This is a genomic window from Serratia sp. AR11, from assembly GCF_056376275.1.
This window is the reverse complement of record NZ_CM150739.1, coordinates 4,970,021-4,984,703: the sequence shown is the minus strand read 5'-3', so window position 1 is coordinate 4,984,703 and position 14,683 is coordinate 4,970,021. Positions and strand designations below refer to the sequence as shown.

15 protein-coding genes are annotated in these 14,683 nt (G+C 55.6%); 8 read left to right on the top strand and 7 right to left on the bottom strand.

What is annotated here, in order from left to right; all coding sequences use genetic code 11:
- Positions 1 to 32: 32 nt before the first annotated feature.
- Entirely contained in the window at positions 33 to 2,498 is a 2,466-nt protein-coding gene (gene plsB / locus ACSOSI_RS23535; protein WP_012147156.1) for a glycerol-3-phosphate 1-O-acyltransferase PlsB, read from the bottom strand.
- A gap of 149 nt (positions 2,499 to 2,647) precedes the next feature.
- Here plsB and ACSOSI_RS23530 point away from each other — a divergent pair, with 149 nt between their 5' ends.
- The 4 genes from ACSOSI_RS23530 (at position 2,648) to ACSOSI_RS23515 (ending at position 5,897) form a co-directional block, all read left to right on the top strand.
- The gene (locus ACSOSI_RS23530; RefSeq protein ID WP_012147155.1) at positions 2,648 to 3,016 is read left to right on the top strand and encodes a diacylglycerol kinase; all 369 of its coding nucleotides are present in this window, start codon (positions 2,648 to 2,650) and stop codon (positions 3,014 to 3,016) included.
- A gap of 121 nt (positions 3,017 to 3,137) precedes the next feature.
- Positions 3,138 to 3,746: a transcriptional repressor LexA gene (lexA, locus tag ACSOSI_RS23525; RefSeq protein WP_012147154.1), complete on the top strand. Its 609-nt coding sequence runs from the start codon at positions 3,138 to 3,140 to the stop codon at positions 3,744 to 3,746.
- 292 nt (positions 3,747 to 4,038) lie between these two features.
- A complete protein-coding gene (gene dinF / locus ACSOSI_RS23520) occupies positions 4,039 to 5,403 on the top strand; it encodes an MATE family efflux transporter DinF (protein ID WP_012147153.1) in 1,365 nt (454 codons plus the stop codon).
- Positions 5,404 to 5,687: 284 nt separating this feature from the next.
- A complete protein-coding gene (locus ACSOSI_RS23515; protein ID WP_012147152.1) occupies positions 5,688 to 5,897 on the top strand; it encodes a CsbD family protein in 210 nt (69 codons plus the stop codon).
- Between the two features lie 108 nt (positions 5,898 to 6,005).
- Here the strand turns inward: ACSOSI_RS23515 and zur are convergent, their stop codons facing one another.
- The 4 genes from zur to ACSOSI_RS23495 form a co-directional block, all read right to left on the bottom strand.
- On the bottom strand, positions 6,006 to 6,518 hold the full coding sequence (gene zur, locus ACSOSI_RS23510; protein WP_012147151.1) for a zinc uptake transcriptional repressor Zur: 513 nt from the start codon (positions 6,516 to 6,518) through the stop codon (positions 6,006 to 6,008).
- A gap of 156 nt (positions 6,519 to 6,674) precedes the next feature.
- Positions 6,675 to 7,433: an anti-sigma factor family protein gene (locus ACSOSI_RS23505; RefSeq protein WP_476706247.1), complete on the bottom strand. Its 759-nt coding sequence runs from the start codon at positions 7,431 to 7,433 to the stop codon at positions 6,675 to 6,677.
- Positions 7,430 to 7,879, bottom strand: coding sequence for an RNA polymerase sigma factor (locus tag ACSOSI_RS23500; RefSeq protein WP_232020746.1), 450 nt, complete (start codon positions 7,877 to 7,879; stop codon positions 7,430 to 7,432). Before ACSOSI_RS23500 ends, ACSOSI_RS23505 begins: the two co-directional genes overlap by 4 nt.
- A gap of 89 nt (positions 7,880 to 7,968) precedes the next feature.
- Positions 7,969 to 8,502: a tetratricopeptide repeat protein gene (locus ACSOSI_RS23495; protein ID WP_012147148.1), complete on the bottom strand. Its 534-nt coding sequence runs from the start codon at positions 8,500 to 8,502 to the stop codon at positions 7,969 to 7,971.
- Between the two features lie 205 nt (positions 8,503 to 8,707).
- Here ACSOSI_RS23495 and dusA point away from each other — a divergent pair, with 205 nt between their 5' ends.
- Both dusA and pspG read left to right on the top strand, forming a co-directional pair.
- Entirely contained in the window at positions 8,708 to 9,718 is a 1,011-nt protein-coding gene (gene dusA / locus ACSOSI_RS23490) for a tRNA dihydrouridine(20/20a) synthase DusA (RefSeq protein ID WP_012147147.1), read from the top strand.
- Positions 9,719 to 9,877: 159 nt separating this feature from the next.
- Entirely contained in the window at positions 9,878 to 10,096 is a 219-nt protein-coding gene (pspG, locus tag ACSOSI_RS23485; protein WP_012147146.1) for an envelope stress response protein PspG, read from the top strand.
- 310 nt (positions 10,097 to 10,406) lie between these two features.
- Here the strand turns inward: pspG and ACSOSI_RS23480 are convergent, their stop codons facing one another.
- Positions 10,407 to 10,838 (bottom strand): lysozyme inhibitor LprI family protein, encoded by a 432-nt coding sequence (locus tag ACSOSI_RS23480; protein WP_012147145.1) that lies wholly within the window; start codon positions 10,836 to 10,838, stop codon positions 10,407 to 10,409.
- 118 nt (positions 10,839 to 10,956) lie between these two features.
- Positions 10,957 to 11,946 carry a quinone oxidoreductase gene (locus ACSOSI_RS23475; protein ID WP_012147144.1) on the bottom strand — a complete coding sequence of 330 codons (990 nt, stop codon included), beginning with the start codon at positions 11,944 to 11,946 and terminating at the stop codon, positions 10,957 to 10,959.
- A 177-nt stretch (positions 11,947 to 12,123) separates the two neighbouring features.
- Between ACSOSI_RS23475 and dnaB the strand changes: the two genes are divergently transcribed.
- Both dnaB and alr read left to right on the top strand, forming a co-directional pair.
- Positions 12,124 to 13,548, top strand: a complete 1,425-nt coding sequence (dnaB, locus tag ACSOSI_RS23470) for a replicative DNA helicase (RefSeq protein ID WP_012147143.1) — start codon at positions 12,124 to 12,126, stop codon at positions 13,546 to 13,548.
- A gap of 17 nt (positions 13,549 to 13,565) precedes the next feature.
- The gene (alr, locus tag ACSOSI_RS23465) at positions 13,566 to 14,645 is read left to right on the top strand and encodes an alanine racemase (protein ID WP_012147142.1); all 1,080 of its coding nucleotides are present in this window, start codon (positions 13,566 to 13,568) and stop codon (positions 14,643 to 14,645) included.
- Positions 14,646 to 14,683 lie beyond the last annotated feature (38 nt).

Sequence of the window (14,683 nt, the reverse complement as noted above, 5' to 3'; positions counted from 1 at the left end):
AGGGTGCCTTTTTCGTATCCATATCAATTGGATTAGTCTTCTTTCTCTTCCGCTGCGACCGTTTCCGGCAACGCGTTGGTTTCCGCCGGCATACTGACGCTTTCAATGGTCAGCTTGATTTCCGGGGTAATCAAATCGCTCAGCATGTTGTAGACCTCCATGGTGTGCTCACGGACCGCATCGCCGATGTCATTGATGTAGCCTTCTGCACGCAGCGTAGCCACCAGGGTGGAGAACACCGCCTTGTCGAAGAACTCCGGCGCATTGATGCCATGCAGCACCGACAGACGCTGGGCCATAATACGGCTCTCTTTCTCCAGCGCACCGCGGTTGATGCTTGGATTGGCACTGAGGATTGACATGGTGATGGCATAACGCTGCAGCGTTTCGCGGACACCGGCGGCCAACAGCTGCAATGGACGGATGCGTGCCGGATTCAACACCAGATCGTCACCCTTATCGCAGATCAGTTGCTGACGGATCATTTCGTCGATCAGTGGTCGTAGCACTTCCGGCAGTTGTTCCTTGTCGTTATGCAGGAACAGTTCAGCCTTCAGCATTGGGTAAATCAGGCCAATCTGGCGTAGCAGTTCAGCGCGCGATACCCGGCGGTGATGCATCACGATAGTGGCGATCAGCGATGGCAGAACCAACAGATGATGGATATTGTTACGGTAATAGGTCATCAACACCGCCTGCTCGCGCGGCAGGATGATGATATCGCCGATGTTATCCTTCTCCACCTCGAACTTGTTCATGTTCAGCGCGTGATCCAGCAGCTCATCCGGCGTTTGGGTTGGTACGGTAACGTCGCCGGCATAAGGCACATTGCGCATCAGTTGCAGGTAGCATTCCAACTGCTCAAGCAACTGCTCGCGGGTCAGCGAGCGTTGGCGTGAGGCCAGCAGCGCCGTGGAACACAGGTTCATGGCGTTGGCGGCGGCGGCATTGTTGATGCGCACCATAATCTTGGCCGCCAAATCGTTGACCGTCGGCGTTAACCAGCTTGGACGCTGGGCTTCGATCGGGTCAATCGATTCGCGCCACTGTGGCACATTCTGGTTCAGGTAAGCGGTCAACGGCAGTGGGTCACCAAAGTTGACGTAACCCTGGCCGAGATTGCGCAGCTTGCGCAGGCCGCGCAGCATCTGCAACAGGCTCTCTTTTTCCTTGGTCGCGCCACGCAACTCTTTGGCGTAGGTACCCACTTCCATCACGTGTTCGTAACCGATGTAAATCGGCACCAGTGTGATAGGACGGCTACCGCCGCGCAGCATCGCCTGAATGGTCATCGACAGGGTGCCGGTCTTCGGTTCCAGTAAACGTCCGGTACGGGAACGGCCACCTTCAACAAAGTATTCCACCGAGTAACCGCGGGTAAACAGCTCGCCGAGGTATTCACGGAATACCGTCGAGTACAGTTTGTTGCCTTTGAAGGTGCGGCGGATAAAGAAAGCGCCCAGGCGACGGAAGATCGGCCCGGCCGGCCAGAAGTTGAGATTGATACCGGCAGCAATATGCGGTGGCACCAGACCCTGGTGATACAGCACGTAGGACAGCAGCAGGTAGTCCATGTGGCTGCGGTGGCAGGGTACATAAACAATCTCGTGGCCGTCCTGCGCCAACTGACGCACGCGTTCGGCGTTTGTGACGTTGATACCTTGATACAGTCGGTTCCAGGTCCAGCTCAGCACGCGATCGGAAAGGCGCACCGTCTCGTAAGAGAAGTCGGCAGCGATCTCTTCCATCAGCGCAATGGCATTCTGCTGGGCTTTTTCGTGGGAAATCTTCTTGCTGCGAGCTTCGTCTTCGACCGCTTTTTCGATCGCCTTGGACGCCAACAGCTTGTTGAACAGGTCCTGACGGGCCGGCAGGCTTGGGCCGACGGCGGCCAGACGCTGACGCGAGAAGTGCATGCGTGCTACGCGAGCCAGTTTCTGCGCAATGATTTTGTCCGTACCGTGCTCGGTGGCCATGCGGCGCAGCGAAACGGTATTGGAAAAACGGACAAAGCTGTCGCGGCCGAGCCACAGCACGGCGAAGAATTTCTGCACGCCATTCAGCAGACGCAGATGCGGTGTGCCGTGACCTTCGCGCCCCGGAGAGCGGCCAAACATCACCGAAACCGGCAGCATCTGAATGTCGAGATCCGGATTACTGCGGTGCAGGTCCAGATAGTCGTGGAACAGTTTTACCGACTCTTCTTTCGGCGTGTAGTAGCGGAATACGCGCGGGCCGTCGTGAATAAACACGTGGCTTGGCAGCACGGTGCCGTCTATCTCCAGCGGATTGAGGGGGTCGGGCAGATCTTGCGCCAGGCACTGGGTGCGCAGCGTCAGCAAATCCGCCTTGGAATTATAAGGTAAAACATACAAAATCGGCCGTGAGGGATCCAACCCTAACTCCGTGACCGGATCTGAAGGGATAACCTTACTTCTTACCAACAGTTTGAGTGGTAAATTCAATAGTTTATAATAAATTTTACGCCAACCTGACATAACAACGTGAAGCCTCTTGTTAGCAATGCGCCGCAAGCATACCAGAAACCGGGTAGCAGATCTGTGGTGTTGGAAAACCGAGAGCCGGGAGAGTTTCCTGGCCTAGACTGTTTAATTATGACTTATCTCTGCTAAAGGCACTAAAAAACATGGCAAACCAAGCAACCGGCCTGACCCGTATTATTAAAGCCGCCGGCTACTCTTATAAAGGCTTTTCCGCTGCCTGGCAGCACGAAGCGGCATTCCGCCAGGAATTGGTGGCGACCGTGCTGGCTATCATACTGGCGATTTGGCTGGACGTGGGTGCGATAGCGCGCATTTTACTGATCGGATCGGTGCTGTTGGTGATGATCGTCGAAATCCTGAACAGCGCGATTGAGGCGATTGTCGATCGGGTAGGGACTGAGCATCACGAGCTTTCCGGTCGGGCAAAGGATATGGGCTCGGCGGCGGTTTCGCTGGCGATTATTTTGGCGCTGTTTGTCTGGGGGTCGGTGCTGTGGCAGCACTTTGCCTGAGTGGCGGCGTTGCGTTGCGACAGGTGTCGCTAATCCCTGATTTTTATTCACTCTTCGGTTCCCAAGCCGCAGTTACCTGTATATACTCACAGCAAGACTGTATAAACAAACAGGGGGCGGAATGAAAGCACTAACTACCAGACAGCAAGAGGTCTATGATCTGATTCGCGATCATATTTCGTCCACTGGCATGCCGCCAACGCGCGCCGAGATCGCCATGCGTCTGGGGTTCCGTTCGCCAAATGCCGCAGAAGAACACCTGAAAGCGCTGGCGCGTAAAGGCGTTATCGAGATTATCTCCGGCGCTTCGCGCGGCATTCGCCTGCTGATGGAAGATGAAGAGGGTTTACCGCTGATTGGCCGTGTCGCTGCCGGTGAGCCGCTGCTGGCGCAGCAGCATATCGAAGGGCACTACAAGGTCGATCCATCCCTGTTCAAACCGAGCGCGGATTTCCTGCTGCGGGTCAACGGCATGTCGATGCGTGACATCGGTATTCTCGACGGCGATCTGCTGGCGGTGCATAAAACTCAGGACGTGCGTAATGGCCAGGTGGTTGTGGCACGCATTGAAGATGAAGTCACAGTCAAGCGCCTGAAAAAACACGGTAACGTGGTTGAGCTGCTGCCGGAAAACAGTGAATTCCAGCCGATTGTGGTCGATCTGCGTCAGCAGAATTTCACCATTGAAGGTCTGGCGGTCGGTGTGATCCGCAATGGCGACTGGGTTTAATCCTCACGCCCAAACATCGTCCTCTGATTCAAGTCGCCCCAGTTCTGGGGCGATGTCATATCTGATTCACTATATACCCTATAGCTTTCAAGTTGCAGCTAGGCGGCCAACTCGCTCATCCCCAGGCGCTTACTCAGGTAAGTAACTGGGGTGACAAATCTGCCGGGAGCAGATTTGAACGCTGTTTGCAGCGGCCCCGAAGGGGTGTGGCTCATGGACGGGCCACATAACTGAGTGCAGATAACAACGCTGCAATTTGAAAGATGACGGGTATACACGGGAACATTTCACTATGCGCCTGCTTTCTGCCTTCACCAGCGATACCGATAAAGCCCTGTGGCGCCTTGCGCTGCCCATGATTTTCTCCAATATCACCGTGCCGCTGCTTGGGCTGGTAGATACCGCAGTCATCGGCCACCTCGACAGCCCGACCTATCTGGGTGGCGTAGCGGTTGGCTCCATGGCCACCAGCTTCCTGTTTATGCTGTTGCTGTTTCTGCGTATGAGCACCACCGGGCTGACTGCTCAGGCGTTGGGGGCACAAAATCCGCAGGGGCTGGCACGAGCCTTTATGCAGCCGTTGCTGCTGGCGGTGTTGGCCGGGGTGGCTATTGTGTTGCTGCGCTATCCGCTGATTGAGTTGGCGCTAAAAATCGTCGGTGGCGATGGGGCGGTGCTGGAACAGGCTCGTTTGTTCCTCGAGATCCGCTGGCTGAGCGCCCCGGCGGCGCTGGCCAATATGGTGATCCTGGGTTGGTTGCTTGGCGTGCAATACGTGCGCGCACCGGTGATCCTGCTGATTGTCGGCAACCTGCTGAATATCGTATTGGATATCTGGCTGGTGATGGGACTGGGCTGGAACGTGCAGGGGGCCGCGACCGCGACGGCTATCTCTGAATATGCCACGCTGCTGTTGGGATTATGGCTGTCCTGGCGCGTGATGCGCATACGCGGCATTTCTGTGCCAATGCTGCGCCAAGCCTGGCGCGGTAATCTGCGGCGTCTGCTGGCGTTGAATCGCGACATTATGCTGCGTTCATTGCTGCTGCAACTGTGTTTTGCCTCGCTGACCATCTTCGGTGCCCGGCTGGGCGGCGAGGTGGTCGCGGTAAATGCGGTGCTGATGAATTTGCTGACCTTCACCGCTTATGCGCTGGACGGTTTCGCCTACGCGGTAGAGGCACATTCGGGCCATGCCTATGGCGCCCGTGACGATAGCCAACTGCGTAAAGTATGGCGTGCGGCTTGCCGGCAGGCCTGCCTGGTGGCGTTGGGCTTTGGTCTGCTCTATGCCGTTGCCGGGCAGCAAATCATTGCCGCCTTGACCTCTTTACCGGAGCTGCGCGCACTGGCGAGCCACTATCTGCCGTGGCAGGTAGTGCTGCCGTTGGTGGGAGTATGGTGCTATTTGCTGGACGGCATGTTTATTGGTGCCACCCGCGGCGCAGAAATGCGTAACAGCATGGCAGTAGCCGCCGCCGGTTATGGGCTGACGCTGTTTACCCTACCTGTACTGGGCAACCATGGATTGTGGCTGGCGCTGGCGGTGTTCCTTTCGCTACGCGGCCTTGCGCTCGGGTGGATTTGGCATTGCCACAGGGTGCGAGGGACCTGGTTTACAGCGGATGTGACACAGTCAAAAATGAGTAATAATTAGTTTTTCTTATGTTTTTGTTTATATTAAGTTACATTTTCTTGAGCGAAATTCTTTCCGCTTAACTACTGTTCTTCTGGGGTTTTTACTGATTTTTCTTTGTTTTGTGAATTTTTATCCTGACTTTTTCTTTTTTATCGCTATCTGTAGCTATAGTTAATCATGTGGTTGGCGGAATAAATTGGAACTGACAACCCTTTTATTCAGGTCGATTGACCGAAATAATTACTCAGTTAAGTCCGGCCACAGGCGTTTAAAACTGACTAATCACAGGTAACGGAGAGGTTATGAACAAAGATCAAGCCGACGGTAACTGGAAGCAGTTTAAAGGGAAAGTGAAGGAACAGTGGGGCAAGCTGACCGATGACGATCTGACGGTCATTGAAGGGAAACGCGAACAGCTTGTCGGTAAAATTCAGGAACGTTATGGCTACCAGAAAGAGGCGGCCGAGAAAGAAGTTAAATCCTGGGAAGACCACAACAAGTATCGCTGGTAGCGCGCTGGGCCGCAGCGGATTGCGGCCACAAGCTACTTTTAAAGGCCCGGCGTTTTTATCCCCTTAACGCCAAGCCTGCAGGTACAGGGAGGTACCTGAAAAACCAACCTATTTCTTCTTGATGGCGATGCTGTGATCGTGTTCGCCGCAGTCATGCTTGCTGTCACAGGCTTCTACCTCAACGCAACCCGCACACAGGCCATGCGCCTCCACCACGTTATGACGCAGAACAAAACCAGACTCCTTCGCCAGTTTCTGCAACGTCTCTTCGACCCCTTCGGTAGTGCGTTCAGTCACCTGACCACAGCGATCGCAGATAAACAGCGCGGAAGTGTGCGTCGGCTGTTCGAAGTGATGGCACAGCACGTAGCTGTTGGCGGATTCCACCCGGTGAATGAAGCCTTGTTCCAGCAGAAAATCCAGAGCACGGTACACCGTCGGTGGTTTGGCCTGAGGTTCGGCGACGCGCAGCAGATCGAGCAGGTCGTAAGCGCTGATGGCACCGGGCTGCTGTGCCATCAGGCGTAACACTTCCAGCCGCTGCGGTGTCAGACGCACATTGCGTTGCTGACAGAGTTGTTCAGCCTGCGCCAGCAGCTTTTCCTGGGTGCTTGAGTTCATGGCAAATTTCCCGGTACGTAAAAAAGCCGATTTTACCATGCTTCAGTCAAATCGCCGAGAGTCGGCCCCTTTTCCTCTGATATGGCGCACTAATCGGCTGGTTTACCACCTACCGTTCGTCACCAGTGTGACGATGTTCACACTTGGAGTGGCGTCTTAGCTGGCAAGTGAGTGTTGCAAGCGCTCTGCCAACGCGGCCATTTCCGGCGCAGGGTTATGCCCAATCAGCATAAAACCATGACGGCCATCGGCCCAGTAGATCACGTTCATTCCCTGGCGGCGCTCGCTTTGGGCGGACTGAGACTTACCCGGTTGTTGAACAATGCACAGCGCCAGCGCACCGAATTGAGCATCCAGCCAGGTTAACTGAGCGATACGCCGATCGTCGTAAGCCAGCACGCGAGCGTTTTTCAGCTCGGCGCCACTCAACATTAACTTCGGTAGCGAGAGTGCGATGCCCAGCCGATCGCCGGTTTGCTGTAGCTGATGGGCAATCTGTGTAGCCGTGTCATCGAAGCCTGCCAGCGTTTCCGGCGTGTACAGTGCCATATATTGGGCGACCAAACCGCGCCAGTTGTCTTCTGGCTGGCTGAACTGTAAATAGGCGCGATCACCTGCGATGCCGAGTGCCAGAAAACCAACCGCGGCGGCGATCAGGCTACGCCGACTGATACCGCGCTGCGGCACTGGGGCGGTAAGGGGGCCTGCGGCGCGCAGACGTTGTACCGGCGCCTCATCAAGCAATGGAGCAAATGCTTGCTTAAAAGGCAGGGTGCTGCGTGCCAATAACGACAAACGTTCGGCCAGCGCGGGTTCATCGATCAGGCGCTGTTCCAGAAGCTGGCGCTGCCGTGGGTCCAATTGATTGTCCAGGTAGGCGACCAGCAGTTCATCCGCAGCGTAGGTTGAGCTCATGATTGTTCTCCTTTTGCCTGGGGTGAACGGGTCTGCAGCATGCTGTCATTTGCCAATCTCAGGCGTGCCGCCGCCAGACGACTCATGATGGTGCCGATGGGCACGTCAAGCACCTCGGCGGCCTCACGGTAAGACAGCTCCTCCACATAGACCAGAAACAGCGTATTGCGCTGCGCCTCCGGCAGCCGGTTAACCCGCTGCATCACCTCGTTGGCCCAAATCGGCTCTTCACTGTTTTCCGACCCGGCCAGTTCTTCGACGTCGACAAAACCCTGCCCCTGGCGGATATGCTGGGCGCGAGTCTCGTTAAGCCAGATAGAATGAAGGATCGCAAACAACCAGCGGTCCATCCGCGTGCCCACGGCAAACTGTGCGGCGCGTTCCAGCGCCCGCACGCAGGTGGCTTGAACCAAATCGTCGGCAACATCCCGCCGGTGGGAAAGCACCAGACCATAGCGCCACAGGCGGGAAAGATACTGGCCGATTTCGTTACGGATCGCGTCGCTACTGATGTTTACCTCCGGGCCAGGCTAGATCATGATTCTGGATGGTGATCGATGGCTGCCGCCAGATCGCGGTACTCTTCACAACCGGTACCGCATAGCGACTGGATCACCTTCAGTTGTTCTTTCGCCAAATCCTGACGGCCCTTGACCATATAGGCCTCACCCAGATATTCACGGACTTTCGGGTATTTCGGATCGAGCGCGACTGATTTTAAATAGTAGCCGATCCCTTCATCGGTGCGGCCGAGCTTGCGGGTAGCGTAACCGCGGTAGTTCAGTGCAACCGCGGTGTTAGGATCCTTAAGGGTATTGAGCACGTCGAGCGCCTCCTGGTAACGACCGCTTTTTGCCAGCGCATAGGCATAGTTAGCCCGATCGTTGTCGTCGATCATGCTGCTTTTTTCCACCATGCAGGTCTTGGTTTTTGTATCGTATATCTGGCCTTTCGGGCAGGTTGGGGTGGTCTGACCGCTATCATCACCGCCCATTGCCAGGGCCGCCCCGGAAAACAGCAGAGAACCGGCAATGACTGGTAACAGCAGGCGTTTAACGAAACTGTTCATGGTTGTTTCCTCATTGGGAAGGGCGCAGAGCTGCACCCATAACGAGAGAACACCTGACCACGCTTTTTTATTCGTTTTTTCGGGGGCTTTTTTAACCAGGCGGTACAGTGGTTTTCCCAACGCCGTCGATTGTCGTTATAATAGCCGTTTGCGGCAGTACGCCGTTCGTTGAAACCAGACAGAATCAGGTAGCCAGTAGCCCAGCATGACGACAGACAACAACGCTTCAAAATACGCCGCCAATCGTTTCTCCATCGCGCCGATGCTCGACTGGACCGATCGTCATTGCCGTTACTTCCACCGCCTGCTGACCAAGGACACGCTGCTGTACACCGAAATGGTGACTACCGGCGCGATTATCCATGGCAAGGGCGACTATCTGGCTTACAGCGAAGAAGAACATCCGGTGGCGCTGCAACTGGGCGGTAGCGATCCGGCCGCGTTGGCACACTGTGCCAAATTGGCTGAGCAGCGCGGCTACGACGAGATAAATCTCAACGTCGGTTGTCCGTCCGATCGGGTGCAGAATGGTATGTTCGGTGCCTGTCTGATGGGGCAGGCAACGCTGGTTGCCGACTGCATCAAGGCGATGCGTGATGTGGTGTCGATCCCGGTGACCGTGAAAACCCGTATCGGTATTGACGACCAGGACAGCTATGAGTTTCTGTGTGATTTTATCGCCACCGTTGCCGGACGCGGTGAATGCGATATGTTCACCATTCATGCGCGCAAAGCCTGGCTGTCGGGCCTGAGCCCGAAAGAGAATCGTGAAGTGCCGCCGCTGGATTATCCGCGTGTCTATCAGTTAAAACGTGATTTCCCAGAACTGACTCTTGCCATCAATGGCGGGGTGAAAACTCTGGAAGAGGCGAAGCAGCACCTACAGCATCTGGACGGCGTAATGATGGGGCGCGAAGCCTATCAGAACCCAGGCATTCTGGCGCGGGTCGACAGCGAACTGTTTGGCCGCCAGACCGAGGTGATGGACAGCGTAGCGATTATTGAGTCGCTGTATCCTTACATCGAACGCGAACTGTCGAACGGCACCTATTTGGGCCATATTACCCGCCATATTCTGGGCCTGTTCCAGGGCGTGCCGGGTGCGCGTCAGTGGCGCCGCCACCTGAGCGAAAATGCCCATAAGCCAGGGGCAGATGCGCGCGTGGTTGAACAAGCACTGGATTTGGTGCGCCTGCCGCGTACCGAAATGGCGTAATTGACATCAATATCTGACTAAAAGTTAGCGTTTTTGACCAGGCATGTCGCATTGTGTGATGTGCCTTTTTTTTAATTTCAATCACTTAGTTTCCACGCCGGCCTGGCACGCTTCTTGTAATAGCTCAGCAGATACTTTGTTTTGCGAAGGAGCAAAATCATGTTGGAACTCTTCTTTCTGGTCGGTTTTGTTGTGATGCTGATGGTGACCGGGATTTCGCTGCTGGGCGTGTTTGCCGCGATATTGGTGGCGGCGGCGTTTATGTTACTTGGTGGGCTGTTTGCGATGGTGATTAAGCTGTTGCCGTGGTTGATTCTGGCTGTGGTAGGCGTTTGGATTTACCGTTCGATGCAGAAACCACAAATACGCCGCTACTGATTTTTTGTCGAATAATCAGTCGGTCACACTGAAATCTACGCAACAGCTCCGCTCTGAATGCGGCGGAGATCACAGCTTGGCGTTTTAAATGCCAATGCGCCGCATTAGCCATGTTTTTTGCATTTCGGGGCTGTTAGGATGTTTGCCGTGCAGCGATGCGACCTATTTCATCACCGCAAGAGACATTGACCCAATACGAGTGTTGCTCAAGCAACCCGCTGTCTCGGGCGGACTCTGCTCTACCCCTACAAACGCAGTAACAAAAAGGGCTCCGTCAGGAGCCCTTTTTATTGGTTATGATCCCGCGATATCAGGATACTGGCCAGTCATTACTTTCGAGTTGCAGTGTGCGATCAATGGTCATATTCAGTTGGCACGAGGCAGAATCCAGCGCATCGCCGGAACCATGCGGCGCTGCGACCAGCGCAAGACACTGGCTGTCTTTGAACTTCAGCCAGTTACGTTGCGCCTCACGCCAGGCCTTTGGCGCGGCTTTAAACTTGAGTGATTCCTTATAGGCCTTGTTCAAACGCGCATCCCAGAGTTTGAATTCCGCTTCGATACAGGCAGCAGCACCAGGCGTGTTACCGCCATCCTTATCCATGCATTGCATATAGGTCTTGGAGTATTGGTATTTCATCAAAACGTTTTGCTCTGTGTCCTGGGTAGCCGCCGGTGCTGCGCTGACGAATGCAGGGGTTGCGGCGAAAACCAGTGCTGCGGCAAGCATTTTTATTTTCATTTCTGAGTTATTTCCTTATTGATCAATATGAATTACCAGAAGATCATATTCCTTTAGTAATGATTTTTCGATGCGATACAGTGCTTTGTATTACCTTGTGTTTGTAAGGGTACTCATCTCAGCGACCGGGGATCAGTAAGCTTGAACCGCTGGTGTTGCGGCTTTCCAGCACCTGATGCGCGCGTTGTGCATCGGCCAACGCAAACTTTTGCTCTTCCTTCACGTCGACTTTGATAGCCCCGCTGCCGATCAAGGAAAACAGCTCATTGCTGGCATACTGCAGTTCAGCACGGGTGGTAATGTAGCCGTTAAGCGAAGGGCGGGTGACGTACAGCGAGCCTTTTTGGTTCAGCAACGCCAGATCAACACCGGTGACCGGGCCGGAGGCATTGCCGAAGCTCACCATTAGCCCACGGCGTTTCAGGCTGTTAAGCGAGGCCTGCCAGGTACTTTGGCCAACCGAGTCGTAAACGACGCCGACTTTCTCTCCCTGTGTCAGCTCAGCCACGCGCTGGGCGATATCTTCCTTATGGTAATTGATGGTTGCCCATGCGCCTGCGTGCTTCGCCAGCTCGGCTTTTTCGTCGGAGCCGACGCTGCCGATCAGTTTTGCCCCGAGCGCTTTAGCCCACTGGCAGGCAATCAGCCCAACGCCCCCTGCGGCGGCATGGAACAGAAACACTTCACCCGGTTGCACCTCATGGGTTTGGCGCAGCAAATAATGCACCGTCAGCCCTTTCAGGAAGGAGGCCGCGCCCTGCTCAAAACTCAGGTTATGCGGCAGCAATGCCACTTTTTCCTGCGAAACGTTGTGCACTTCGCTGTAGGCTCCAAGCGTCGACTGGGCATACACCACCCGGTCACCCGGTTTTAGCACGCTGACACCGGCACCGACCTTGATCACCACCCCGGCCGCCTCGGTACCCAACCCACTCGGTAGTTTGGCGGGCGGATACAGGCCGCTGCGCACGTAGGTGTCGATATAGTTGATGCCGATCGCCTTGTTCTCGATCTGCACCTCACCGGCTGCCGGATCTACGGGGGTAAAATCAACATATTGCAAGACTTCCGGGCCGCCGGTGGCGGAGAATTGAATGCGCTTTGCCATTTCATTACCTCGAGTGGGGGTCTGATTTCACCCTACGCGTTTTAGCATCGGCGATCCAGTTTGCCCTGGGGTGGCTTGATACTTTTTGCATCTGTTATGCGCAGGAATCACAGCTAAAAATCACGTATACTCTCGCGTCAGGATCCTCCATTCGCCACCGGATAAAGAATACGTTTCATGGCAGGAAAAAAACCAACCAACAGAACAAACGCAGACGAAGCCAAAGAGCGCCCAAGAGACCGCCAGATGGAAGGGCTGAAGATGCCGCCACATTCGCTGGAGGCGGAACAGTCCGTGTTGGGCGGTTTGATGCTGGATAACGAACGCTGGGACAACGTGTCCGAACGCGTAGTTTCCAACGATTTCTTCAGCCGCCCGCATCGCCTGATCTTTACCGAGATGCAGCGCCTGCTGGAAATGAGCCGACCGATCGACCTGATCACCCTGTCCGAATCGCTGGAACAGCGCGGTGAGCTCGATTCCGTCGGTGGGTTCGCCTACCTGGCCGAATTATCGAAAAACACCCCAAGTGCTGCCAACATCGGTGCTTATGCAGATATCGTACGTGAACGTGCGGTAGTGCGTGAGATGATCTCGGTGGCCAATGAAATCGCCGACGCCGGTTATGATCCGCAGGGTCGCAGCAGTGAAGACCTGCTCGATCTGGCCGAATCTCGGGTGTTCCAAATCGCGGAAAACCGGGCCAGCAAAGATGAAGGCCCGAAAGGCATTGAGCGTATCCTGGAAGATACCGTTGCGCGCATCGAACAGCTGTATCAGCAGCCGCACGATGGCGTTACCGGGGTGGATACCGGCTATCAGGATCTCAATAAGAAAACCGCCGGTTTGCAAAAATCGGATCTGATCATCGTCGCCGCCCGTCCTTCGATGGGTAAAACCACCTTCGCCATGAACCTGTGCGAACACGCCGCGATGACGCAGGAAAAACCGGTGCTGATCTTCAGCCTTGAGATGCCAGGCAACCAGATCATGATGCGTATGCTGGCGTCGCTTTCGCGCGTAGACCAGACGCGTATTCGTACCGGCCAGCTCGATGACGAGGACTGGGCGCGAATCTCCAGCACCATGGGTATCCTGCTGGAGAAGCGCAATATGTACATTGATGACTCCTCCGGCCTGACGCCAACCGAAGTCCGCTCCCGCGCCCGCCGTATTTTCCGTGAACATGACGGCCTGAGCCTGATCATGATCGACTACCTGCAGCTGATGCGCGTGCCGTCCCTGTCCGACAACCGTACGCTGGAGATCGCCGAAATTTCCCGCTCGCTCAAGGCGTTGGCGAAAGAACTGCAGGTGCCAGTGGTGGCGCTGTCGCAGTTGAACCGAAGCCTGGAGCAGCGTGCCGACAAGCGCCCAGTCAACTCCGACCTGCGTGAGTCCGGTTCCATCGAGCAGGATGCCGACCTGATTATGTTCATCTACCGTGATGAGGTTTATCACGAGAACAGCGATCTGAAAGGGATTGCCGAAATTATTCTGGGTAAGCAGCGTAACGGTCCAATCGGTTCCGTGCGGCTGACCTTTAACGGCCAGTGGTCGCGTTTCGATAACTACGCGGGGCCACAATATGATGACGAATAATCAGCTAAGGAACTGAAATGAAAGCGGCAACCGCTGTAATCGACCGCCGCGCTCTGCGACATAATCTGCAACAGGTGCGCCGTCAGGCGCCGCAAAGTCGCCTGATTGCCGTTGTGAAAGCAAACGCTTATGGACATGGCCTGCTGGAAACAGCGCACACCCTGCAAGACGCCGACTGCTACGGCGTGGCGCGCATTGGCGAGGCATTGATGCTGCGCTCCGGCGGTATCGTCAAACCGATCCTGATGCTGGAAGGTTTCTTCTGTGCCGAAGACCTGCCGGTGTTGGTGGCCAATAACATCGAAACCGCCGTACACAGCATCGAACAGCTTGAAGCGCTGGAGCAGGCCACGTTGGCGCGCCCGGTGCCGGTGTGGATGAAGCTCGATACCGGCATGCATCGCCTGGGCGTGCGCCCGGAGCAGGCGGAGGCGTTCTATCAGCGTCTGAGCGCCTGCCGTAACGTGGTGCAGCCGGTTAATATCATGAGCCATTTCAGCCGCGCTGATGAGCCTGAGTCGGACACGACGCTCAAGCAAATACAGTGTTTCGAAAGCTTTGCCGCCGGCAAACCGGGGCAGCGTTCGATCGCCGCCTCCGGTGGCACTCTGCTGTGGCCGGATGCGCACAACGAGTGGGTACGCCCAGGCATTATCCTGTACGGTGTTTCACCGATGGAAGGCTCTCAGGGCTGTCAGTATGACCTGCAACCGGCGATGACGCTTAAATCCAACCTGATCGCGGTGCGTGAACACAAAGCCGGTGAATCTGTGGGCTACGGCGGCACCTGGGTTAGCGCAGGTGATACCCGTTTGGGTGTGGTGGCAATGGGTTATGGCGACGGCTACCCGCGCAGCGCACCTACGGGAACGCCTGTGTGGCTTAACGGCCGTGAAGTGCCGATAGTGGGTCGGGTGTCGATGGACATGATGTCGGTCGATCTGGGGCCGGAGGCCACCGATAAGGTTGGCGATGAAGTGGTGCTGTGGGGCCAGGCTTTACCGGTCGAACGAATTGCCGACTGTACCGGCATCAGCGCTTATGAACTGATTACCAAACTAACGCAGCGCGTGTCGATGGAATACATCGGCGAATAGCCTGTGAGGGGCCAGCGCCTGCCGGCCCCAATCAATAA

Excerpts from the sequence above, each read along its gene's own strand:
- ACSOSI_RS23505 (WP_476706247.1), bottom strand. The coding sequence starts at position 7,433 with ATGAGCTCAACCTACGCTGCGGATGAACTGCTGGTCGCCTACCTGGAC.
- ACSOSI_RS23495 (WP_012147148.1), bottom strand. The coding sequence starts at position 8,502 with ATGAACAGTTTCGTTAAACGCCTGCTGTTACCAGTCATTGCCGGTTCT.
- ACSOSI_RS23515 (WP_012147152.1), top strand. The coding sequence starts at position 5,688 with ATGAACAAAGATCAAGCCGACGGTAACTGGAAGCAGTTTAAAGGGAAA.
- lexA (WP_012147154.1), top strand. The coding sequence starts at position 3,138 with ATGAAAGCACTAACTACCAGACAGCAAGAGGTCTATGATCTGATTCGC.
- ACSOSI_RS23530 (WP_012147155.1), top strand. The coding sequence starts at position 2,648 with ATGGCAAACCAAGCAACCGGCCTGACCCGTATTATTAAAGCCGCCGGC.
- pspG (WP_012147146.1), top strand. The coding sequence starts at position 9,878 with ATGTTGGAACTCTTCTTTCTGGTCGGTTTTGTTGTGATGCTGATGGTG.
- plsB (WP_012147156.1), bottom strand. The coding sequence starts at position 2,498 with ATGTCAGGTTGGCGTAAAATTTATTATAAACTATTGAATTTACCACTC.
- dusA (WP_012147147.1), top strand. The coding sequence starts at position 8,708 with ATGACGACAGACAACAACGCTTCAAAATACGCCGCCAATCGTTTCTCC.
- dinF (WP_012147153.1), top strand. The coding sequence starts at position 4,039 with ATGCGCCTGCTTTCTGCCTTCACCAGCGATACCGATAAAGCCCTGTGG.
- alr (WP_012147142.1), top strand. The coding sequence starts at position 13,566 with ATGAAAGCGGCAACCGCTGTAATCGACCGCCGCGCTCTGCGACATAAT.
- ACSOSI_RS23475 (WP_012147144.1), bottom strand. The coding sequence starts at position 11,946 with ATGGCAAAGCGCATTCAATTCTCCGCCACCGGCGGCCCGGAAGTCTTG.
- dnaB (WP_012147143.1), top strand. The coding sequence starts at position 12,124 with ATGGCAGGAAAAAAACCAACCAACAGAACAAACGCAGACGAAGCCAAA.
- ACSOSI_RS23480 (WP_012147145.1), bottom strand. The coding sequence starts at position 10,838 with ATGAAAATAAAAATGCTTGCCGCAGCACTGGTTTTCGCCGCAACCCCT.
- zur (WP_012147151.1), bottom strand. The coding sequence starts at position 6,518 with ATGAACTCAAGCACCCAGGAAAAGCTGCTGGCGCAGGCTGAACAACTC.